This is a genomic window from Bacillus sp. TH17, assembly GCF_016651125.1.
Lineage (GTDB): Bacteria > Bacillota > Bacilli > Bacillales > Bacillaceae_G > Bacillus_A > Bacillus_A mycoides.
In genome coordinates this window covers 47,149-63,837 of record NZ_JAEKEN010000001.1, presented here as the reverse complement: position 1 = coordinate 63,837, position 16,689 = coordinate 47,149, and the positions used below count along the sequence as shown (strand labels likewise).

General features: G+C 36.9%; 13 protein-coding genes and 1 riboswitch. Of the genes, 5 read left to right on the top strand and 8 right to left on the bottom strand.

What is annotated here, in order from left to right:
- Window positions 1–6: 6 nt before the first annotated feature.
- Window positions 7–1,533: an alkyl hydroperoxide reductase subunit F gene (gene ahpF / locus JFT95_RS00280; protein ID WP_002124933.1), complete on the top strand. Its 1,527-nt coding sequence runs from the start codon at window positions 7–9 to the stop codon at window positions 1,531–1,533.
- Between the two features lie 50 nt (window positions 1,534–1,583).
- Here the strand turns inward: ahpF and JFT95_RS00275 are convergent, their stop codons facing one another.
- Together JFT95_RS00275 and JFT95_RS00270 are read right to left on the bottom strand one after the other, a co-directional pair.
- Window positions 1,584–2,192: an SAM-dependent methyltransferase gene (locus JFT95_RS00275; protein ID WP_016103219.1), complete on the bottom strand. Its 609-nt coding sequence runs from the start codon at window positions 2,190–2,192 to the stop codon at window positions 1,584–1,586.
- 151 nt (window positions 2,193–2,343) lie between these two features.
- On the bottom strand, window positions 2,344–3,459 hold the full coding sequence (locus tag JFT95_RS00270; RefSeq protein WP_201051081.1) for a M20 peptidase aminoacylase family protein: 1,116 nt from the start codon (window positions 3,457–3,459) through the stop codon (window positions 2,344–2,346).
- Window positions 3,460–3,748: 289 nt separating this feature from the next.
- Here JFT95_RS00270 and nhaC point away from each other — a divergent pair, with 289 nt between their 5' ends.
- Window positions 3,749–5,170: a Na+/H+ antiporter NhaC gene (gene nhaC, locus JFT95_RS00265; protein WP_002010164.1), complete on the top strand. Its 1,422-nt coding sequence runs from the start codon at window positions 3,749–3,751 to the stop codon at window positions 5,168–5,170.
- Here the strand turns inward: nhaC and JFT95_RS00260 are convergent.
- Window positions 5,167–6,444 (bottom strand): hypothetical protein, encoded by a 1,278-nt coding sequence (locus JFT95_RS00260; RefSeq protein ID WP_063217665.1) that lies wholly within the window; start codon window positions 6,442–6,444, stop codon window positions 5,167–5,169. The genes nhaC and JFT95_RS00260 overlap by 4 nt on opposite strands.
- A gap of 93 nt (window positions 6,445–6,537) precedes the next feature.
- On the opposite strand from JFT95_RS00260, the gene JFT95_RS00255 reads away from it, so the two are divergent.
- A complete protein-coding gene (locus tag JFT95_RS00255) occupies window positions 6,538–7,647 on the top strand; it encodes a mandelate racemase/muconate lactonizing enzyme family protein (protein WP_063217664.1) in 1,110 nt (369 codons plus the stop codon).
- Between the two features lie 14 nt (window positions 7,648–7,661).
- Window positions 7,662–8,357 (top strand): GNAT family N-acetyltransferase, encoded by a 696-nt coding sequence (locus JFT95_RS00250; RefSeq protein ID WP_201051080.1) that lies wholly within the window; start codon window positions 7,662–7,664, stop codon window positions 8,355–8,357.
- A 200-nt stretch (window positions 8,358–8,557) separates the two neighbouring features.
- Here the strand turns inward: JFT95_RS00250 and JFT95_RS00245 are convergent, their stop codons facing one another.
- From JFT95_RS00245 to rlmD, 5 genes are all read right to left on the bottom strand, one after another.
- On the bottom strand, window positions 8,558–9,265 hold the full coding sequence (locus JFT95_RS00245) for a M48 family metallopeptidase (protein ID WP_201051078.1): 708 nt from the start codon (window positions 9,263–9,265) through the stop codon (window positions 8,558–8,560).
- Between the two features lie 94 nt (window positions 9,266–9,359).
- On the bottom strand, window positions 9,360–9,878 hold the full coding sequence (locus tag JFT95_RS00240; RefSeq protein WP_201051076.1) for a YehS family protein: 519 nt from the start codon (window positions 9,876–9,878) through the stop codon (window positions 9,360–9,362).
- Window positions 9,879–10,254: 376 nt separating this feature from the next.
- A complete protein-coding gene (locus JFT95_RS00235) occupies window positions 10,255–12,273 on the bottom strand; it encodes a GAF domain-containing sensor histidine kinase (RefSeq protein WP_078185482.1) in 2,019 nt (672 codons plus the stop codon).
- A 214-nt stretch (window positions 12,274–12,487) separates the two neighbouring features.
- Window positions 12,488–13,477, bottom strand: coding sequence for a tRNA dihydrouridine synthase (locus JFT95_RS00230; RefSeq protein ID WP_063217660.1), 990 nt, complete (start codon window positions 13,475–13,477; stop codon window positions 12,488–12,490).
- 202 nt (window positions 13,478–13,679) lie between these two features.
- The gene (gene rlmD, locus JFT95_RS00225; RefSeq protein WP_201051074.1) at window positions 13,680–15,056 is read right to left on the bottom strand and encodes a 23S rRNA (uracil(1939)-C(5))-methyltransferase RlmD; all 1,377 of its coding nucleotides are present in this window, start codon (window positions 15,054–15,056) and stop codon (window positions 13,680–13,682) included.
- 121 nt (window positions 15,057–15,177) lie between these two features.
- Window positions 15,178–15,279: riboswitch (purine riboswitch) on the top strand.
- A 197-nt stretch (window positions 15,280–15,476) separates the two neighbouring features.
- Between rlmD and JFT95_RS00220 the strand changes: the two genes are divergently transcribed.
- Complete coding sequence (locus JFT95_RS00220) at window positions 15,477–16,673, top strand: NupC/NupG family nucleoside CNT transporter (RefSeq protein ID WP_201051072.1); 1,197 nt, start codon at window positions 15,477–15,479, stop codon at window positions 16,671–16,673.
- Window positions 16,674–16,689 lie beyond the last annotated feature (16 nt).

The following is a 16,689-nucleotide window of genomic DNA, read 5'->3' as shown; positions in this document are numbered from 1 at the left end:
ATCAAAATGATACTAGATGCAGATATAAAAACACAACTATCCCAATACCTTCAGTTAATGGAGAACGATATTTTACTTAAAGTGAGCGCAGGAGACGATAACGTATCTAAAGATATGTTATCTCTAGTAGATGAATTAGCTACTATGTCATCTAAGATTACAGTAGAAAAAGTTGAACTAGAGAGAACACCAAGCTTTAGCGTAAATCGCCCTGGTGAAGACACTGGTGTCGTATTCGCTGGTATTCCATTAGGACACGAATTTACTTCATTAGTGTTAGCTTTACTACAAGTTAGTGGACGTGCTCCAAAAGTTGAACAAAAATTAATCGATCAAATCAAAAACATTCAAGGCGAATATCATTTTGAATCTTATATCAGCCTAAGTTGTCATAACTGTCCTGATGTTGTACAAGCTCTTAACGTAATGAGCGTTCTAAACTCTGGTATTACACATACTATGATTGATGGCGCTGCATTTAAAGAGGAAGTAGAAAGTAAAGACATCATGGCAGTACCAACTGTTTACCTAAACGGTGAATCTTTCGGAAGCGGTCGTATGACACTTGAAGAAATTTTAGCTAAAATGGGTAACGGTCCAGATGCATCAGAGCTTTCTGATAAAGATCCATACGATGTTCTTGTTGTTGGTGGCGGCCCAGCTGGTGCAAGTGCAGCAATTTATGCAGCACGTAAAGGCATCCGCACTGGTATCGTTGCTGAGCGCTTCGGTGGTCAAGTAATGGATACTATGGGTATTGAGAACTTCATCAGCGTAAAACGCACTGAAGGTCCTAAGCTAGTAGCAAGCCTTGAAGAGCACGTAAAAGAATACGACATCGATGTAATGAATCTACAACGTGCGAAACGTTTAGAGAAAAAAGAACTTATTGAAGTGGAACTTGAAAACGGCGCTATTCTGAAAAGTAAGAGCGTAATCGTTTCAACAGGTGCTCGCTGGCGTAATGTTGGCGTACCGGGTGAAGCTGAGTTCAAAAACAAAGGTGTAGCATACTGCCCACACTGTGACGGTCCATTATTCATCGGAAAAGATGTAGCGGTTATCGGCGGTGGTAACTCTGGTATTGAAGCAGCTATTGACTTAGCAGGTATTGTTAAGCACGTAACTGTTCTTGAATTCATGCCAGAATTAAAAGCTGATGCTGTATTACAAGAACGTCTTAACAGCTTACCTAACGTAACTGTTCTGAAAAACGTTCAAACGAAAGAAATTACTGGTACTGACAAAGTAAACGGTATTTCTTACATCGATCGTGAAACTGAAGAAGTACACCATGTTGAATTACAAGGTGTATTCGTTCAAATCGGTCTTGTGCCAAACACAGACTGGTTAGGCGAAACAGTTGAACGCGTTCGCGGTGAAATCGTAACAGACAAGCACGGGGCTACAAACGTACCAGGAGTGTTTGGTGCAGGTGACTGTACAAATAATCCGTACAAACAAATCATCATCTCTATGGGTTCAGGTGCGAATGCAGCTTTAGGTGCATTTGATTACTTAATCCGTAACTAATTATATAAACGTGAGTTTTAAAAAAGCAGGTGCCAAGGCACCTGCTTTTTTTATAATCCTAATGTATAAACTAAAAATCTCTCATTCCCATTCTTCTCATAAGCACCCGGTAATCTTATTTCCTTCTTCAATTCAAATGCAGTCTGATTCTCCAAGAAGAAAATATAATCTTCAGAAGGGTAGTATAAAATAATATCAATTTCTCTCTCCACCGCTTCTACTGAAAGCAAAATGTTATTTACTACATTCATAAACACTTGAACAGAAAATGGATTGAAGAAATAAAACCGGTTATCACGTGGATCAATCTCATATTCCTGCGCTAAACAACATTCAAACCGAATTTTATCTTTACTGTTTCTCACTTTTCGCGCATAACGATCACGATTATCCATTGCTTCTTTATAAAACTCTTCATTCATTTCAATCCCAACGGCCGAAGCACCACACTTATGGTGCATGTAAAAATTCAATCTCCCTTTTCCGCACCCGAAGTCTACAATTCGATCGCTACTTGTTATTTCATATTGATTCAATAACTCATCTAATCCGCTATATGGCGTCGGTTCATAACGGTGATAATGCATAGACTTATTAAATCCTTTTTGCTCGCCGACAGTTTTTATATTTAATACAGCATCGTAATATTGTTCGTTCATTCGTTTGCTCCTATTAAGAAATATTACTATTATTATACACCACGTACTGAATGCTCATTTTTATCAAATTAATTGGTACGTGAAATTATATTATCGCGAAATCAAATATATCGACTTAACAACAAATTCCTACCAAAAAAACAGGAGCTTTCTAGCCCCTGTCTTCTAATACTTTCAATACAGTTTGTTTCAATATTTCTACTCCATCCATTATACAACTATGATCAAACTTCATATACGGATGGTGTAATCCAGGTTGTAAGTTCGCCCCTAGTCCAAGCATGACAGCTTTTAAATGGGGTCTTTTCACTGTATAGTAATGGAAATCATCGCTTCCTGTCGTATACAGTGGTCCAGTACATCCCTCTTCCCCGTACACTTCAAGAATGCCTTTCCGCATGAAACGCTCAGCTTCTTCTGACACTTCAGCTCCTGGTGCGAGATCAATCCACTCATAAGAAAGTTTAGATCCCATTGATTCAGCTGACTGAATTACTTGCTCTATTTTCCGCTTCAATTCATCTAGTAATATGTTATTTTCTGCTCTTACATCTAAACTAAAGTGCCCGTTACCTGGAATAATATTTAGATTATCACCACCAGCTTGGCATCTTGTCATCTTAACAGAATAAGACGTCTGCGGCGGTAACCATATATTTTTCAATCCAATATTGATCATCGAAATGACATCAATTGCATTTATACCTTGATGTGGGCGTGCACCGTGTGCATCATCTCCATGAATCATCCCTTCTAAAAATGCTGCAGCTCCGTGACGAATAGATGGGGCTGCTTGTTTCAAAGGCAGTTCTTCAATCGGCCTTAAATGAACACCAAATAAGAAATCAGCATCATCCACGGCGCCCTTCTCTACCATCTTTAAGGAACCATTTCCTTTTTCCTCTGCCGGCTGAAAAATAAATCTAACAGTACCGCTATCCCATCTCATATTTTTCAATTGTAAAATAAGGCCCATCACAATTGTCATATGAGCATCGTGGCCGCATGAGTGATTCGCTTTAAATTCTCCGTCTACTTCTTGCCATAGTGCATCCATATCAGCACGAATCGCTATAACTGGATTCGCTCTTCCGACTTCAGCAATCACGCCAGGGCAATCATCAAATATTTTATATGAAATTCCTTCTTCTTTTAGAAAGTTAGTAATATAAGCTGTCGTTTCATATTCCTTCCAGCTTACTTCAGGGTTTTCATGTAAATGCTGAAAAATTTCAGTTAAACGCTCTTGTAGTTCTAATGTTTTCAAAGCTTCATTCTCCTTCCCCTAATTACAAACCATTCAGATTAATTATACTTATGAAAAACAGATGTTTTTATGAACATATTGAATTTTAAGAAAAAAGTCAATTGTTTATTTTTCAATACCGCTAATACCCGATTTCAACTCATCTTATAAAGATATCCATACAAATAGAAGATTCGATATTTTCTGTTTTTATATTGACGCTTACATCTATTTTTAGTTATTATAACTTAATAATGTCTATTTTTCGACAATTCTAAAAATACAAACATACATAATGAGGAGGCAGTTTATGAAAAGAGAAATACCTTTTGGCATAGCAATAATCCCTATTATCATTACAGTTGCAGTTATGATGGTTACAATTGTTGTATTAGAACAAAGCCCTCACGTCCCACTTATTATTGGTACAACCGTTGCTTCGATCGTCGCTTGGCGATACGGTTACAAATGGAATGACATTGAAGAATCGATGTATAAAGGAATTCGCCTTGCATTACCCGCTATCGTTATCATTATTCTTGTAGGTTTAACGATCGGTGCTTGGATTGGCGGCGGAATCGTCGCTACTATGATTTATTACGGCTTAAAACTTTTAACTCCATCACTATTTTTAGTTTCAATTACAATTATTTGTTCTATCGTTGCATTAGCAATCGGTAGCTCTTGGTCTACAATGGGAACAATCGGTGTTGCTGGAATGGGAATTGGCCTAAGTATGGGAATCCCAGCTCCAATGGTTGCTGGCGCTATAATTTCCGGTTCTTATTTTGGCGATAAAATGTCACCGCTTTCAGACACGACAAACTTAGCAGCGGGATTAACAAATACAGATTTATTCACACATATTCGTCATATGTTATTTACTACAATTCCAGGTTTAATTATTACTCTTATCGTCTATGCTTTCTTAGGAAGAAGCTTCGGCGATAACAATATCGATGCAAAAAGCATCGATCAAACGTTACAAGTATTGCAACAAAACTTTGTTATTTCGCCTTTCCTATTAATTATACCCGTAGTCGTTATGGTATTGGTCGCTAAAAAAGTCCCTGCTATACCAGCTATTCTCGTAGGTGTTATTTTAGGATTCTTATCACAAGTCTTTATTCAAGGCGGCTCTGTCTCATCAGCTGTCGGTGCACTCCAAAGTGGATTTGTCATAGACACTGGAAACAAGCTAGTAGATGAACTATTTAACCGTGGTGGCTTAAGCTCTATGATGAATACAGTTTCTATGACAATTGTCGCTATGACTTTCGGCGGAGTACTAGAACATACTGGCATTCTTCGCTCAATTGTAAATCAAATTTTAAAATTAGCGACATCATCAAAAGGACTTATCGCTTCTACCATCGCATCTTGCTTTGCAACGAATCTTACTTGCTCTGAACAATATATTTCGATTGTTGTTCCTTCAAGAATGTATGCAAATGCGTACACAGAAAAAGGACTACATTCTAAAAATTTATCCAGAGCATTAGAAGATGGTGGAACATTAACTTCTGTTTTCGTACCTTGGAATACATGTGGTGTATTTATACTCGCAACACTTGGAGTCGGTGCATTCGAATATGCTCCTTATGCTATATTGAATTTCATCGTACCTATTATCTCAATCATTTATGGTATAACTGGCTTCACAATTACGAAGCTATCTGATATTGAAAAAGCAGACCTACTGAAAAAACAAAAAGCACAACTAGAAGCTTAAAACTTTTGAAACGAATACAACGGTAAATTTAGCTCATATATTGCACGAGGGCGCCCTTGTTGATAGGGCATTTCCTCGCCGCAAATATTGGCATATCTGTAATCAACTAATTTCTTTAACAGCCTTTCCGTCGATCGCCGAGTCACTTGTAAGTACTCAGAAAGATCCGCCGCTGTAAATTTCAATGATGGATGCGATTGACTAAACTGAATAATTTTTGACAAGTTTGCAGGACTAAGCTTCGTTTCCTTCGCTATTTTCATTAATTCAGGATTATCGTTTTTTAAACTTTGTACTCTCTGTTCTTTCGGGAACGGACCAAATAATTCTTTATCACTTGTTAGTATATAAAAGCAGCTTTCTATCGGATTATTCTTTGCGAAACCTCGAGCGATTTTTGCATTTTGTTCCGCTTCATTTACTGTTTTTCCGTAACCAAATCCAATAGATACTGCGCCTTCTATATTCATAAATAAACGATCTATCGTATTTGTTTTTATACTCAATTCAATATCACCACGAGTTGTATACAAAATAAAAGTCATTTCATCAACTTGTTTAAATGAACCACGTAATTCTTTTGAAATTACATTTAATTTTTCAAGCGAGCTTTCTTGTAACTCTATAAAGGATATAATACAAGCACCAACAGTAGCTGAATGGCTTTTTGCTAACTCAGCTTTTATTTTTGCATCTTTTAACCCATGTATAATTGATTGCGTTGGATCTATCATACGCTCTGAAGGAATCCCTATTTTTTGAAGTTCATCGTAGACAGCGTGAATACTAGTTAAAGCTAAATCAACCTCTCCAGATTGATATTTAGCTAAATGAAAATCAATGATTCTCTTAATTTCATCATTACTCCATAACATATTTTCATAATCCATCACTTGGGGCGTTTCTTTCAGACCGATGTCATGGAACACATTTGTAATAAACGAACGATCTACTAAATCAATTGAAATTTTATGAGGTTGAATACTTTGATGGTATATTATAGAAAGGAGTGAAGATGCGACAGTTGTCTCGTCTTGCTGCAAATATACACTTGGAATTGGTAATTGTTCTCTTATTTCTTTTGCCATATAATAAGGTAGGGCACCTGAGAAAAAGATAGCATCACAAGGTTTTAAACGCTTTAATAGTTCAGAAGATTCTGCCGGATGAAGGTAAATATATGGATCAATCTCTATTTCTTCTAGTTTATGAGCAATAGGTAAAAGATTCTCCATAAACTCTTTTGAACCGACAACTGCAATTTTTATCATCATTTTCTCTAACTCCTTATCATTAATTAACGACTATTTAACGTCAACTATATCAAATGTACAAAACCATTGTAAACAGGAAGGGGTCTTTATTCAATGAAAATTACAGCTATTCATCTTTACGCAATTCGTTTACCACTTCGCAATCCGTTTGTTATTAGTTATGGTTCTTATTCTGATATGCCTTCTATTATCGTCAAAATGGAAACAGATGAAGGCATTATCGGTTACGGTGAAGGCGTTGCTGATGATCACGTTACAGGTGAATCATGGGAAAGTACTTTCCATGTTTTAAAACATACACTAGCTCCTGCTCTAATTGGGAAAAATCCAATGAATATCGAAAAAATACACGATATGATGGACAATACGATTTACAGTGTTCCTACAGCGAAAGCTGCGATTGATATCGCTTGTTTTGATATAATGGGCAAAAAATTAAATCAACCTGTATATCAATTAATTGGCGGACGCTATCATGAAGAGTTTCCTGTCACTCACGTCTTAAGTATTGCAGATCCAGAAGACATGGCTGAAGAAGCTGCCTCTATGATTCAAAAAGGTTACCAATCTTTCAAAATGAAAGTCGGCACGAATGTAAAAGAAGATGTAAAACGAATTGAAGCTGTACGTGAACGTGTAGGAAATGATATCGCGATTCGCGTTGATGTAAACCAAGGGTGGAAAAATAGTGCAAACACATTAACAGCACTTCGTTCATTAGGTCATTTAAACATCGACTGGATTGAACAACCTGTTGTAGCGGATGATATTGACGCAATGGCTCATATTCGTTCGAAAACAGATCTTCCGCTTATGATTGATGAAGGACTAAAAGGCTCTCGTGAAATGCGCCAAATTATTAAATTAGACGCAGCTGATAAAGTGAATATAAAACTAATGAAATGCGGCGGCATATATCCAGCTGTAAAACTCGCTCATCAAGCTGAAATGGCAGGCATTGAATGCCAAGTTGGATCCATGGTCGAATCATCTGTTGCCTCTTCCGCAGGATTCCATGTCGCTTTCTCAAAAAAAATCATTACTAGCGTCGAGCTAACAGGACCATTAAAATTCACGAAAGACATCGGAAACTTACATTACGACGTACCATTTATTCGCTTAAACGAAAAGCCGGGACTTGGCATTGAAATAAACGAAAATATATTACAAGAACTAACCGTCTTTCAAGACGTTGTACGCTAAAGGAGGACTAACGCATGACGATTCTTTACGAAGGAAAATTAAAACAAAACAACGATTCATTTCACATTACATTACTATCTTTAGAACATATGGAACAAATTTTATCATTACAAAACGTTATAGTTGAAGCGCTAGAAGATAAAGGTCGTTTACAACCACTCTCGCTAGAAGAATTTCAATACATTCTAGAAGGAAACGGCATGATGATCGGTGCGTTTATACAAAACGAGCTCATCGCATTTCGTGCCCTACTAGTCCCTCCTATCGACGATGAACATTTAGGGCTTGATATTGGTCTACCAGAAAGTCAGCTACACCGCGTCATCTATCAAGAAATCTCAAACGTTCATCCAAACTGCCGAGGAAATGGCATGCAAAAAATATTAGCCACAGTCATCATGGATGAATTACAAAAAGAAGACAGCAAATACGATTACGTTTGCTGCACCGTTGCACCTTTCAACATTCCTAGTTTAAAAGATAAGTTCGCGCAAGGAATGGAAATTGCTGCGCTGAAGGAGAAGTATGGCGGTAGTATGCGGTATGTTTTTGTGAAGGAATTGCGTAAGGATACAGAAAGAGATTGGACGGATGTTAAAGATATTCCGATGAGTGATGTTAGTGAAAAGCAAGCGTTACTTTCGGAGGGATATCGCGGATATGAGATGGAGAAAATAGATGGGAATTTCGTTGTGAAGTTTGGACGATAATTCCTACACCCGTAAAAGGAGATGTCCACTGTGACATCTCCTTTTACTTTCTCCTCATTCAATAATTACCTGGTAAATGAGATTATATGAGCGATTTTTTGAATATATTGACCGCAACTCCAAATTTATCAGCGATTTTTGAAATATATCGACTTACCGACAAGTATTGACAATAATCGCAACCTATATAAATCGCACTACTAAACCGTCATCTTCCAACTCGATAACGCTAGCCAGTTTTCCATTTCCTTATAATCAGGCATTATCTTCCCAACAAGACGCCAAAAAGATCGATCATGATTTAAATGAACCATATGACACATTTCATGAACAACTACATAGTCAATTACTTGCTGTGGTGCCATCGCTAGCTTCCAATTGAATGTTAGTTGTAGATTTGAATCACAAGTTCCCCACGTACGACTACTATCTGTAATACGAATAGAACGAGGCTTTGTTTTAAAGTTGCTTTGATGTGCTTTAATACTCTTTTCTACTAATGCCTTGCACTGTTTATAGTAAAAACGTTTTAACGCTTGTTGTATTTTCTCATCCTTAAGCTCATTCACATAAATGTGTAGCTTATCCCCTTCAAAAACTGCATTGTCTTGCGTAATACTTGCATCTTGAGAAATCTGTATCGGATACGTATTCCCTAAATACAGAAAGCCCTCTCCTTGATCATAACCCTTTTCCTGTGGTCCAAGCGCTCGCTCCTGCATTTCCTTACGTGTTGCCTGAATCCAATCCCATTTCTCCTCTAACAATTGGACTAAGTATTCAACAGGTGTCCCTTTCGGAGCCTGCACTTCCACATTCCCATACGAATCTACAAAAAGACGCGCCGTCTTTTTCTTCTTATAAGTTATATGAAAATTAATTGTCTCACCTAAATATGTATGTACCATTTCATCACCTAGTATATTATTTTACAAATAAAAAAGAATAGGACACAAACGCCCTACTCTATCTATTATATCATTTACTGTTTCACCGAACTTATTATCCTCTGTACTTTACACCTAATCCCTTAATGAAATTCCTTGCGTATCTATCGCCGCACTCTTTGTAATGCTTATGGCCTTTCTTTCTTAATAAAGCGCCTAACTCTCCTTTTGTTACGATGACGCCTACGCTATCTAATATATCAAGCACATCTTCACTCGTTAAAGATAGTGCTATTTTCATTTTCTTTAAAAGAAGGTTATTGGCACTCTCCTTGCTCTGTACAGGTGCCGGTTGCCCTGGTTTCGGATCTTGCTTCCCTCTTTTTAAAGTAATAAATCCATTTAAAAATGCCTCTAGCATCATCATGTTGCATGTTAATACGTACTCATCTTCGATTACATCATCATCTTCCGCTTCATGTTGTGGACTTCTCTTTACTTTTGTAAGCATATCAAGTACGTCCTCTTTCGTTACTTCCACCCCGCCAAGTTCAAAGATTTCTACCATATCTATATCTCTTATATCTAAAGCGTATCTTACTCTTTTTAATATATCGTTGTTGCTCATTGCCATTGTATTTCCTCCTGAAATGTTGATTATAGTAATGCTTTTAGCATGTATAAATTAATATCGTTAAGTTACTACTTTAACATTTTAGAGGTAGGTTTTGTAGTCTTAGGTGGATTAATGCTTTTGGGGATGATTTTAAAACAGCAAAAAAGGGTGGGATAATCGCGCAAAATTACGTATGGGGATTTACTATTAATTAACACACTTAAAAATGGACTAACCTGATATAGGTTAGTCCATTTCTTTTTATGCAACTCTAATTTAGTGGGCAACTCAAACATGAATGTTACGCAAAATTCAGGTGAAATATATTGATTGTGTTTACTTAGGTTTTCCTTTTTATTTGTGGTACGGTTCACCGTAACTAATCTAAATGAGGTTATTGTTCATTATTTTCATAATTAAATTTAACAAAAAAGGTAGTGCCTTCCGAGCCTGTTTGAATTTCTATTTTCGCATTATGCCGGGTAGCAATAGCATAACATACGCCTAATCCCAATCCAGTTCCATTATCTTTGGTCGTGTAAAATGGAGTACCCAGTTTCTCTAATACTTCAGGCCTGATACCTTTTCCTTGATCCCGCACTGCAAGCACCACACAATTTTGACATTCCTTGTAGGTGCTAATGGTTAGAATTTTTCCTGTGCTCATCGCTTCTAAGCCATTACGGTATAGGTTTATTAATAATTGCCGTATCTCATTACGATTTAAAAGTAATTCTGGAATGTCATTTGTATCGACTTGAATATATTTATTTTGATTATACGTATCAATCTTTATTAAAGGAATAATATCGTGGATAATTGAATTTAAATCTAACATCTGCAAATCCGATTTCTTTGTATTACCCATTGAGAGAAATTCAGTAATAATAGAATTGGCACGGTCAAGTTCTTCAATCATTAATTTAAAGTACTTATTATGTTTCTCATAGGTGTGCTCTTCTTTTAATAACTGCAAAAATCCTCTTACTGTTGTCATTGGATTTCTAATCTCATGGCTGATACCTGCTGCCATTTGCCCTATTAAATCTATGTTGGATAACCTTTTCAATTCCTGCTCATATTGCTTTTTTTCCGTTATGTTTTTAAAAATACAACAAATACCATCATCATACGGGTATGCAATAACTTCGTGCCAATATTCATCAGAGATAGAAAAAAATTCAAAATGAACTGTAATTCGCTCTGACATTGCACGATGAAATTCCTTATACATAACTGCGTCGACGCTACTCGGGAAGACCTCCCATATATTCTTACCTAATACATCTTTTGCTGTTTTTCTTTGTGGAAAATATTGATGCTTATTTACGTACGTGAATTCCCATTTATTATTCAAAGTAAAGAATCCATCCGTAATAATTTCAATCACACTTGTAACTTTTTCATTAGCAGCAGCTAGTTCTCTCGTTCGCTCTTCCACCATGCTTTCAAGTTGATCCATATATAACAAGTTTGAAAACGTAGGAGCTGTGGCATCAACGATAGATTTTGCCAGTTGAATTTGGGAATTATCATAATTGTGAGCTTTTCCCTCTTTGCCCACTACGATTACCCCTAATACTTCTCCCATTGAAACCAATGGAATCATCAGTAGACCCTTACTATCTATATTTTTTGTTTGAATAACCTCTTGGATCTTGGCTTCATAGCTTTTCTCCATCCAATCCACTTCTGTCCAATCACAGTCCTTGCTTAACTTCGTTGTTTTAATCGTTGTTTTGTCTAGCGGGTCTAAAAGGTGGGCAGCCATGTTTTTACTCTCTAAAATCTGTCCTAAGTAAAAAAAACATTTATCAAAACTCTCCTGTATCGAGGAACACATTGATAAATCACGGGTAACATCTAGTAACAGCTGCTTCTCGGCAATAAGGTTTTCCTTTTGTGTTAAATTATTTGCGTTTTGAATTGCGACCGCAGCCATATTTACATAAGCTTCAACACTTTGAATCTCTGAATCTGTTAAGTTCATTGGAACTCCATAATCAAATAAAAAAACCAGACCAAATAACTCTTGTCCAAATGAGATAGGCAAGGCTAATAAGGACTTAATTTTGAACGCATCAACTGGTCTTGGATCCGGCCGAGGATCCTTTGAGGTATCAGGGATATAGATGGTTTTTTTTGTTTCAATAACTTCTTTTGCCAATAAGTCTATTTCAGGATCAATTACCTGAGTATCGAGCGTTACGCCATTTATGGTCTCTGGTTTCCCTGCAAACCCTCTAAATGTTCCATCTTCCTGGGGTAAATAAATTCCAACAGCGTTGCACCTAACAATCTCCTCTGATATCGCCATTGTTACACGCTGCAATACTTCACGTAGTTCTAATTTTGTATTTATTATTTTTGTTATATTCGCGAGCCTAGAATATCTCGTCTGATCACTTAACATTCACATAGCCTCCAAGTTATAGGCATAATAAAATAAACATGATAATATCAGTGAAAATCAAGACCAACCTGTCATTTTCAATTTTCTCCTGTATTCTTTTCTTACCCTTGTTTTACATAGAATATCTCACTTACTTATGATATGGTTCACCTTAATTAAAATGAAACAAACACTCATAAAATCGCTACACCCTATCCCCTCTAACTTTCAAAAGTTACACTGTTTCACTATCTCCATCCTTATCAACACTAGCCTCAAACTTATCAAGCAACGCACGCACTTCATCAGTTGATTTCGTGTTCATCAATTGATTTCTTAATTCAGCAGCTCCAGGGAATCCCTTTACATAAATTTTGAAAAAGCGATGAAGCCCTGTGATTGAGCGTGGTAGTACTTCTGCATATTGATCTTGAAGATCAAGCTGCAGTCTTAGAAGATCAAGGTGTTCTTGACTGCTATGTTCTCTTGGCTCTTTTTCAAAGGCAAATGGATTTTTAAAGATACCTCGTCCAATCATAACGCCATCAATACCGTATTTTTCAGCAAGTTCCATTCCAGTTTGACGGTCAGGAATGTCTCCATTGATTGTTATTAGCGTATTTGGTGCGATACGGTCACGTAATTTTTTAATTTCCGGAATTAGTTCCCAGTGCGCATCTACTTGGCTCATTTCTTCTCTTGTACGTAAGTGAATAGAAAGGTTCGCAATATCTTGTTTGAAAATGTGCGTTAACCAATCTTCCCACTCACTTAACTCTTTAAAGCCAAGTCGTGTTTTTACGCTGACAGGTAGTCCGCCCGCTTTTGCTGCTTGAATAAGTTCTGCCGCAACGTCTGGACGTAGAATAAGGCCACTACCTTTTCCTCTTGATGCTACATTCGGTACAGGGCAGCCCATATTAATATCGATACCTTTAAATCCTAGCTCTGCCATACCAATACTCATTTGGCGGAAATATTCAGGAGTATCTCCCCAAATATGTGCGACTATCGGCTGTTCATCTTCTGTAAAAATTAAACGGCCACGTACACTTTTCATACCTTCTGGATGACAATAGCTATCCGAGTTTGTAAACTCTGTGAAAAATACATCTGGGCTACCAGCTTCACTTACTACGTGACGAAAAACAACATCTGTCACATCTTCCATGGGTGCAAGTACGAAAAATGGTCGTGGTAAATCATTCCAAAAATTATCTATCATTTCAAATTCAAATCCTCTCAATATGAATACAATTTCAAACTCTCAATTTAAAAATATAAAGCCAAATAGCAAAAGTACATTTGGGCATTTATAATTTGTGAAAATCAGTAATATTTATTTTAACTAAAATCGTTGCTGAATGGTATTTTTATAAACCAAAAAGCAGATGGTATAGATTTTTTCTATATCAACTGCTTTTCTATTATACCAACTTAAGCCAAGCCACACACTCCACATGCGTAGTATGCGGGAACATATCAACAGGTTGTACTTCCTGCGTTTTATATCCGCCTTCTTCTAGTACTTTTAAGTCGCGTGCTAATGTTGCTGGGTTACATGATACGTATACGACGCGCTTTGGCTTCATGTCGATGATTGTGTTTAGTAGTGCTGCGTCACAGCCTTTACGCGGCGGGTCTACGACCATTGTGTCGGCGATTACGCCTTCTTTGTACCATTTTGGAATGACTACTTCTGCTTCTCCTACGCCAAATTCAGCGTTTGTCATGTTGTTTAGTGCTGCGTTTCGGTTTGCGTCTTCGATTGCTTCTGGGACGATTTCAACGCCGTACACTTTTTTCGCTTTTTGTGCTAGGAATAAGGAGATTGATCCAATTCCGCAATAGGCATCAATTACTGTTTCGTTACCATTTAATTTTGCGTATTCTAACGTTTTATCGTATAGCACTTTCGTTTGTTCTGGGTTTACTTGATAGAATGAACGTGCTGAAATCGCAAATTTAATGTCACCGATAAAGTCATAAATATATTCTGATCCGTACAGTACTGTCGTTTTGTCTCCGAAAATAACGTTTGTACGTTTCGTGTTTACGTTTTGAACGATTGATTTTACTTCTGGGAATTTCGCTGCGATTTCTTCAATGATTGCTTCTTTATTTGGCAATTCAGCTGTACGTGTAATGAAGACAAGCATAATTTCCCCTGTTACTTGTCCGTAGCGAGCCATTACGTGGCGAAGTGTTCCTTTGTTACGCTCTTCATTGTAAGCCGAAATACCGTGCTTTTCACAAATACGTTTTACTTCTTGAATTAATGTATCGTTTTCTTCCGCCTGAATTAAGCATGATTCCATATTAATGATGTCATGCGTTCCTTGACGATAGAAACCAGCTACAAGTCCACCTTCACGTTCTCCAATTGGCACTTGTGCTTTATTGCGGTATACCCACGGGTTTTTCATTCCAAGTACAGGATGAACAGGAACATCACTTAATCCACCGATGCGCTGCATAACGTCACGTACTTGTTTTTCTTTCGCTTTTAATTGTCCTTCATATGTTAAGTGCTGAAGTTGACAACCTCCGCACTCGTTGTACACGGGGCATTCTGCATCTTTACGATATGGACTTTCTTGATGAAGCTTCATTAAACGACCGAACGCGAAGTTTTTCTTCACTTTAATAATTTTAATTTGCGCTTCTTCACCTGGTAATCCGTTTTTTACGAAAATAGGATATCCCTTCACTTTCGCAACACCGGCACCATCATGTGTTAAATCTTCAAACACTACATCTATAAACTCGTTTTTTTCAACTGGTGGCGTCATTTTTATACTCATTTTCCGACCTCTCTTTTTCATAACACTGCGTTACATTTTATCATACTTATATGGTCTTTTTCTATTGGAAGAAAAAAAGCTATTGACGATAGTTCTCTAGTAATGTTACGCTACTACTAATTTAATACGGACGATGTTACCTCATATATAGTCGATAATATGGATCGAGAGTTTCTACCCGGCAACCTTAAATTGCTGGACTATGGGGAAAACTAATGAATATTAGCCTATGTATAAAAAAGACTCCTATTGATTAGCTTTCTCTCATAGATGAAAGTAAATCCATAGGGGTCTTTTTTTTATTTTTCAAAAAGGTCAGACATCTTACGTATGACATGAAACTTCCATTACTTTATTTTTAGTAATATAACGAGCGTTTTATGTAAAAACTTTATACGAACTTCTGAAAGGGGCAACTACATGCAATATGTAATGAGCATTATCGGTATTCTTGTCGTTTTAGGTTTATGCTTTGCTTTGTCAAACAATAGAAGTAAAATCAACTTCCGTGCAATTGCTATTATGATTGGTTTCCAAATTTTAATCGGTTGGTTTATGTTTGGCACAAAAATTGGTCAACAAATTATCATCTTCATTAGTAAAGTTTTCAACAAACTAATTAAACTTGGTACGACAGGTGTCGATTTTCTCTTTAATGGAATTCAAAGAGATTTTGTCTTTTTCTTAAATGTATTATTAATTATCGTATTTTTCTCAGCACTACTTTCTATCTTTAGTTATTTAGGTGTTTTACCATTCATCGTTCGCGTTGTTGGCGGTGCAATTTCAAAAATTACTGGTTTACCACGCGTTGAATCATTCCACGCAGTAAACTCTGTATTCTTCGGTTCAAGTGAAGCGTTAATCGTTATTAAAAACGATTTACAGCATTTTAATAAAAACCGTATGTTTATCATTTGTTGTTCTGCGATGAGCTCAGTTTCTGCTTCTGTTACAGCATCATACGTAATGATGTTAGATGCGAAATATGTACTAGCAGCTCTTCCACTAAACTTATTCTCAAGCTTAATCGTTTGTTCGTTATTAACACCAGTTGATACGAAAAAGGAAGATGAAGTGATTCAAAAATTTGATAGAACTCTATTCGGAGACAGCTTTATCGGCGCTATGATTAACGGTGCGCTTGATGGTTTAAAAGTAGCTGGTATCGTTGCTGCGTTAATGATTGCCTTCATTGGTGTTATGGAAGTTGTAAACTACGTAATTAGCGCTGCTTCAGGTGCAATGGGATATGCTGTTACTTTACAACAAATCTTCGGTTATATACTTGCTCCATTCGCATTCTTAATGGGTATCCCAACTCATGATATTATCCCAGCTGGTGGTATTATGGGTACGAAGATTGTATTAAACGAGTTTGTAGCAATCCTTGATTTAAAAGGCGCTGCTGCAACATTAGATCCACGTACAGTTGGAATCGTTACTGTATTCTTAATTAGCTTTGCAAGTATTAGCCAAATTGGTGCAATCGTTGGTACAATCCGTGCCCTTTCTGAAAAGCAAGGAAGCATCGTATCAAAATTCGGTTGGAAAATGCTATTTGCATCAACACTTTCTTCTATTTTATCTGCAACAATCGCTGGATTGTTTATTTAATAAAAAATCACCTTAC

What these genes read in the sequence shown, in the direction of transcription:
- ahpF (WP_002124933.1), top strand. Translation starts at nt 7, where the DNA reads ATGATACTAGATGCAGATATAAAAACACAACTATCCCAATACCTTCAG.
- JFT95_RS00275 (WP_016103219.1), bottom strand. Translation starts at nt 2,192, where the DNA reads ATGAACGAACAATATTACGATGCTGTATTAAATATAAAAACTGTCGGC.
- nhaC (WP_002010164.1), top strand. Translation starts at nt 3,749, where the DNA reads ATGAAAAGAGAAATACCTTTTGGCATAGCAATAATCCCTATTATCATT.
- JFT95_RS00260 (WP_063217665.1), bottom strand. Translation starts at nt 6,444, where the DNA reads ATGATGATAAAAATTGCAGTTGTCGGTTCAAAAGAGTTTATGGAGAAT.
- JFT95_RS00255 (WP_063217664.1), top strand. Translation starts at nt 6,538, where the DNA reads ATGAAAATTACAGCTATTCATCTTTACGCAATTCGTTTACCACTTCGC.
- JFT95_RS00250 (WP_201051080.1), top strand. Translation starts at nt 7,662, where the DNA reads ATGACGATTCTTTACGAAGGAAAATTAAAACAAAACAACGATTCATTT.
- JFT95_RS00245 (WP_201051078.1), bottom strand. Translation starts at nt 9,265, where the DNA reads ATGGTACATACATATTTAGGTGAGACAATTAATTTTCATATAACTTAT.
- JFT95_RS00240 (WP_201051076.1), bottom strand. Translation starts at nt 9,878, where the DNA reads ATGGCAATGAGCAACAACGATATATTAAAAAGAGTAAGATACGCTTTA.
- JFT95_RS00235 (WP_078185482.1), bottom strand. Translation starts at nt 12,273, where the DNA reads ATGTTAAGTGATCAGACGAGATATTCTAGGCTCGCGAATATAACAAAA.
- JFT95_RS00230 (WP_063217660.1), bottom strand. Translation starts at nt 13,477, where the DNA reads ATGATAGATAATTTTTGGAATGATTTACCACGACCATTTTTCGTACTT.
- rlmD (WP_201051074.1), bottom strand. Translation starts at nt 15,056, where the DNA reads ATGAGTATAAAAATGACGCCACCAGTTGAAAAAAACGAGTTTATAGAT.
- JFT95_RS00220 (WP_201051072.1), top strand. Translation starts at nt 15,477, where the DNA reads ATGCAATATGTAATGAGCATTATCGGTATTCTTGTCGTTTTAGGTTTA.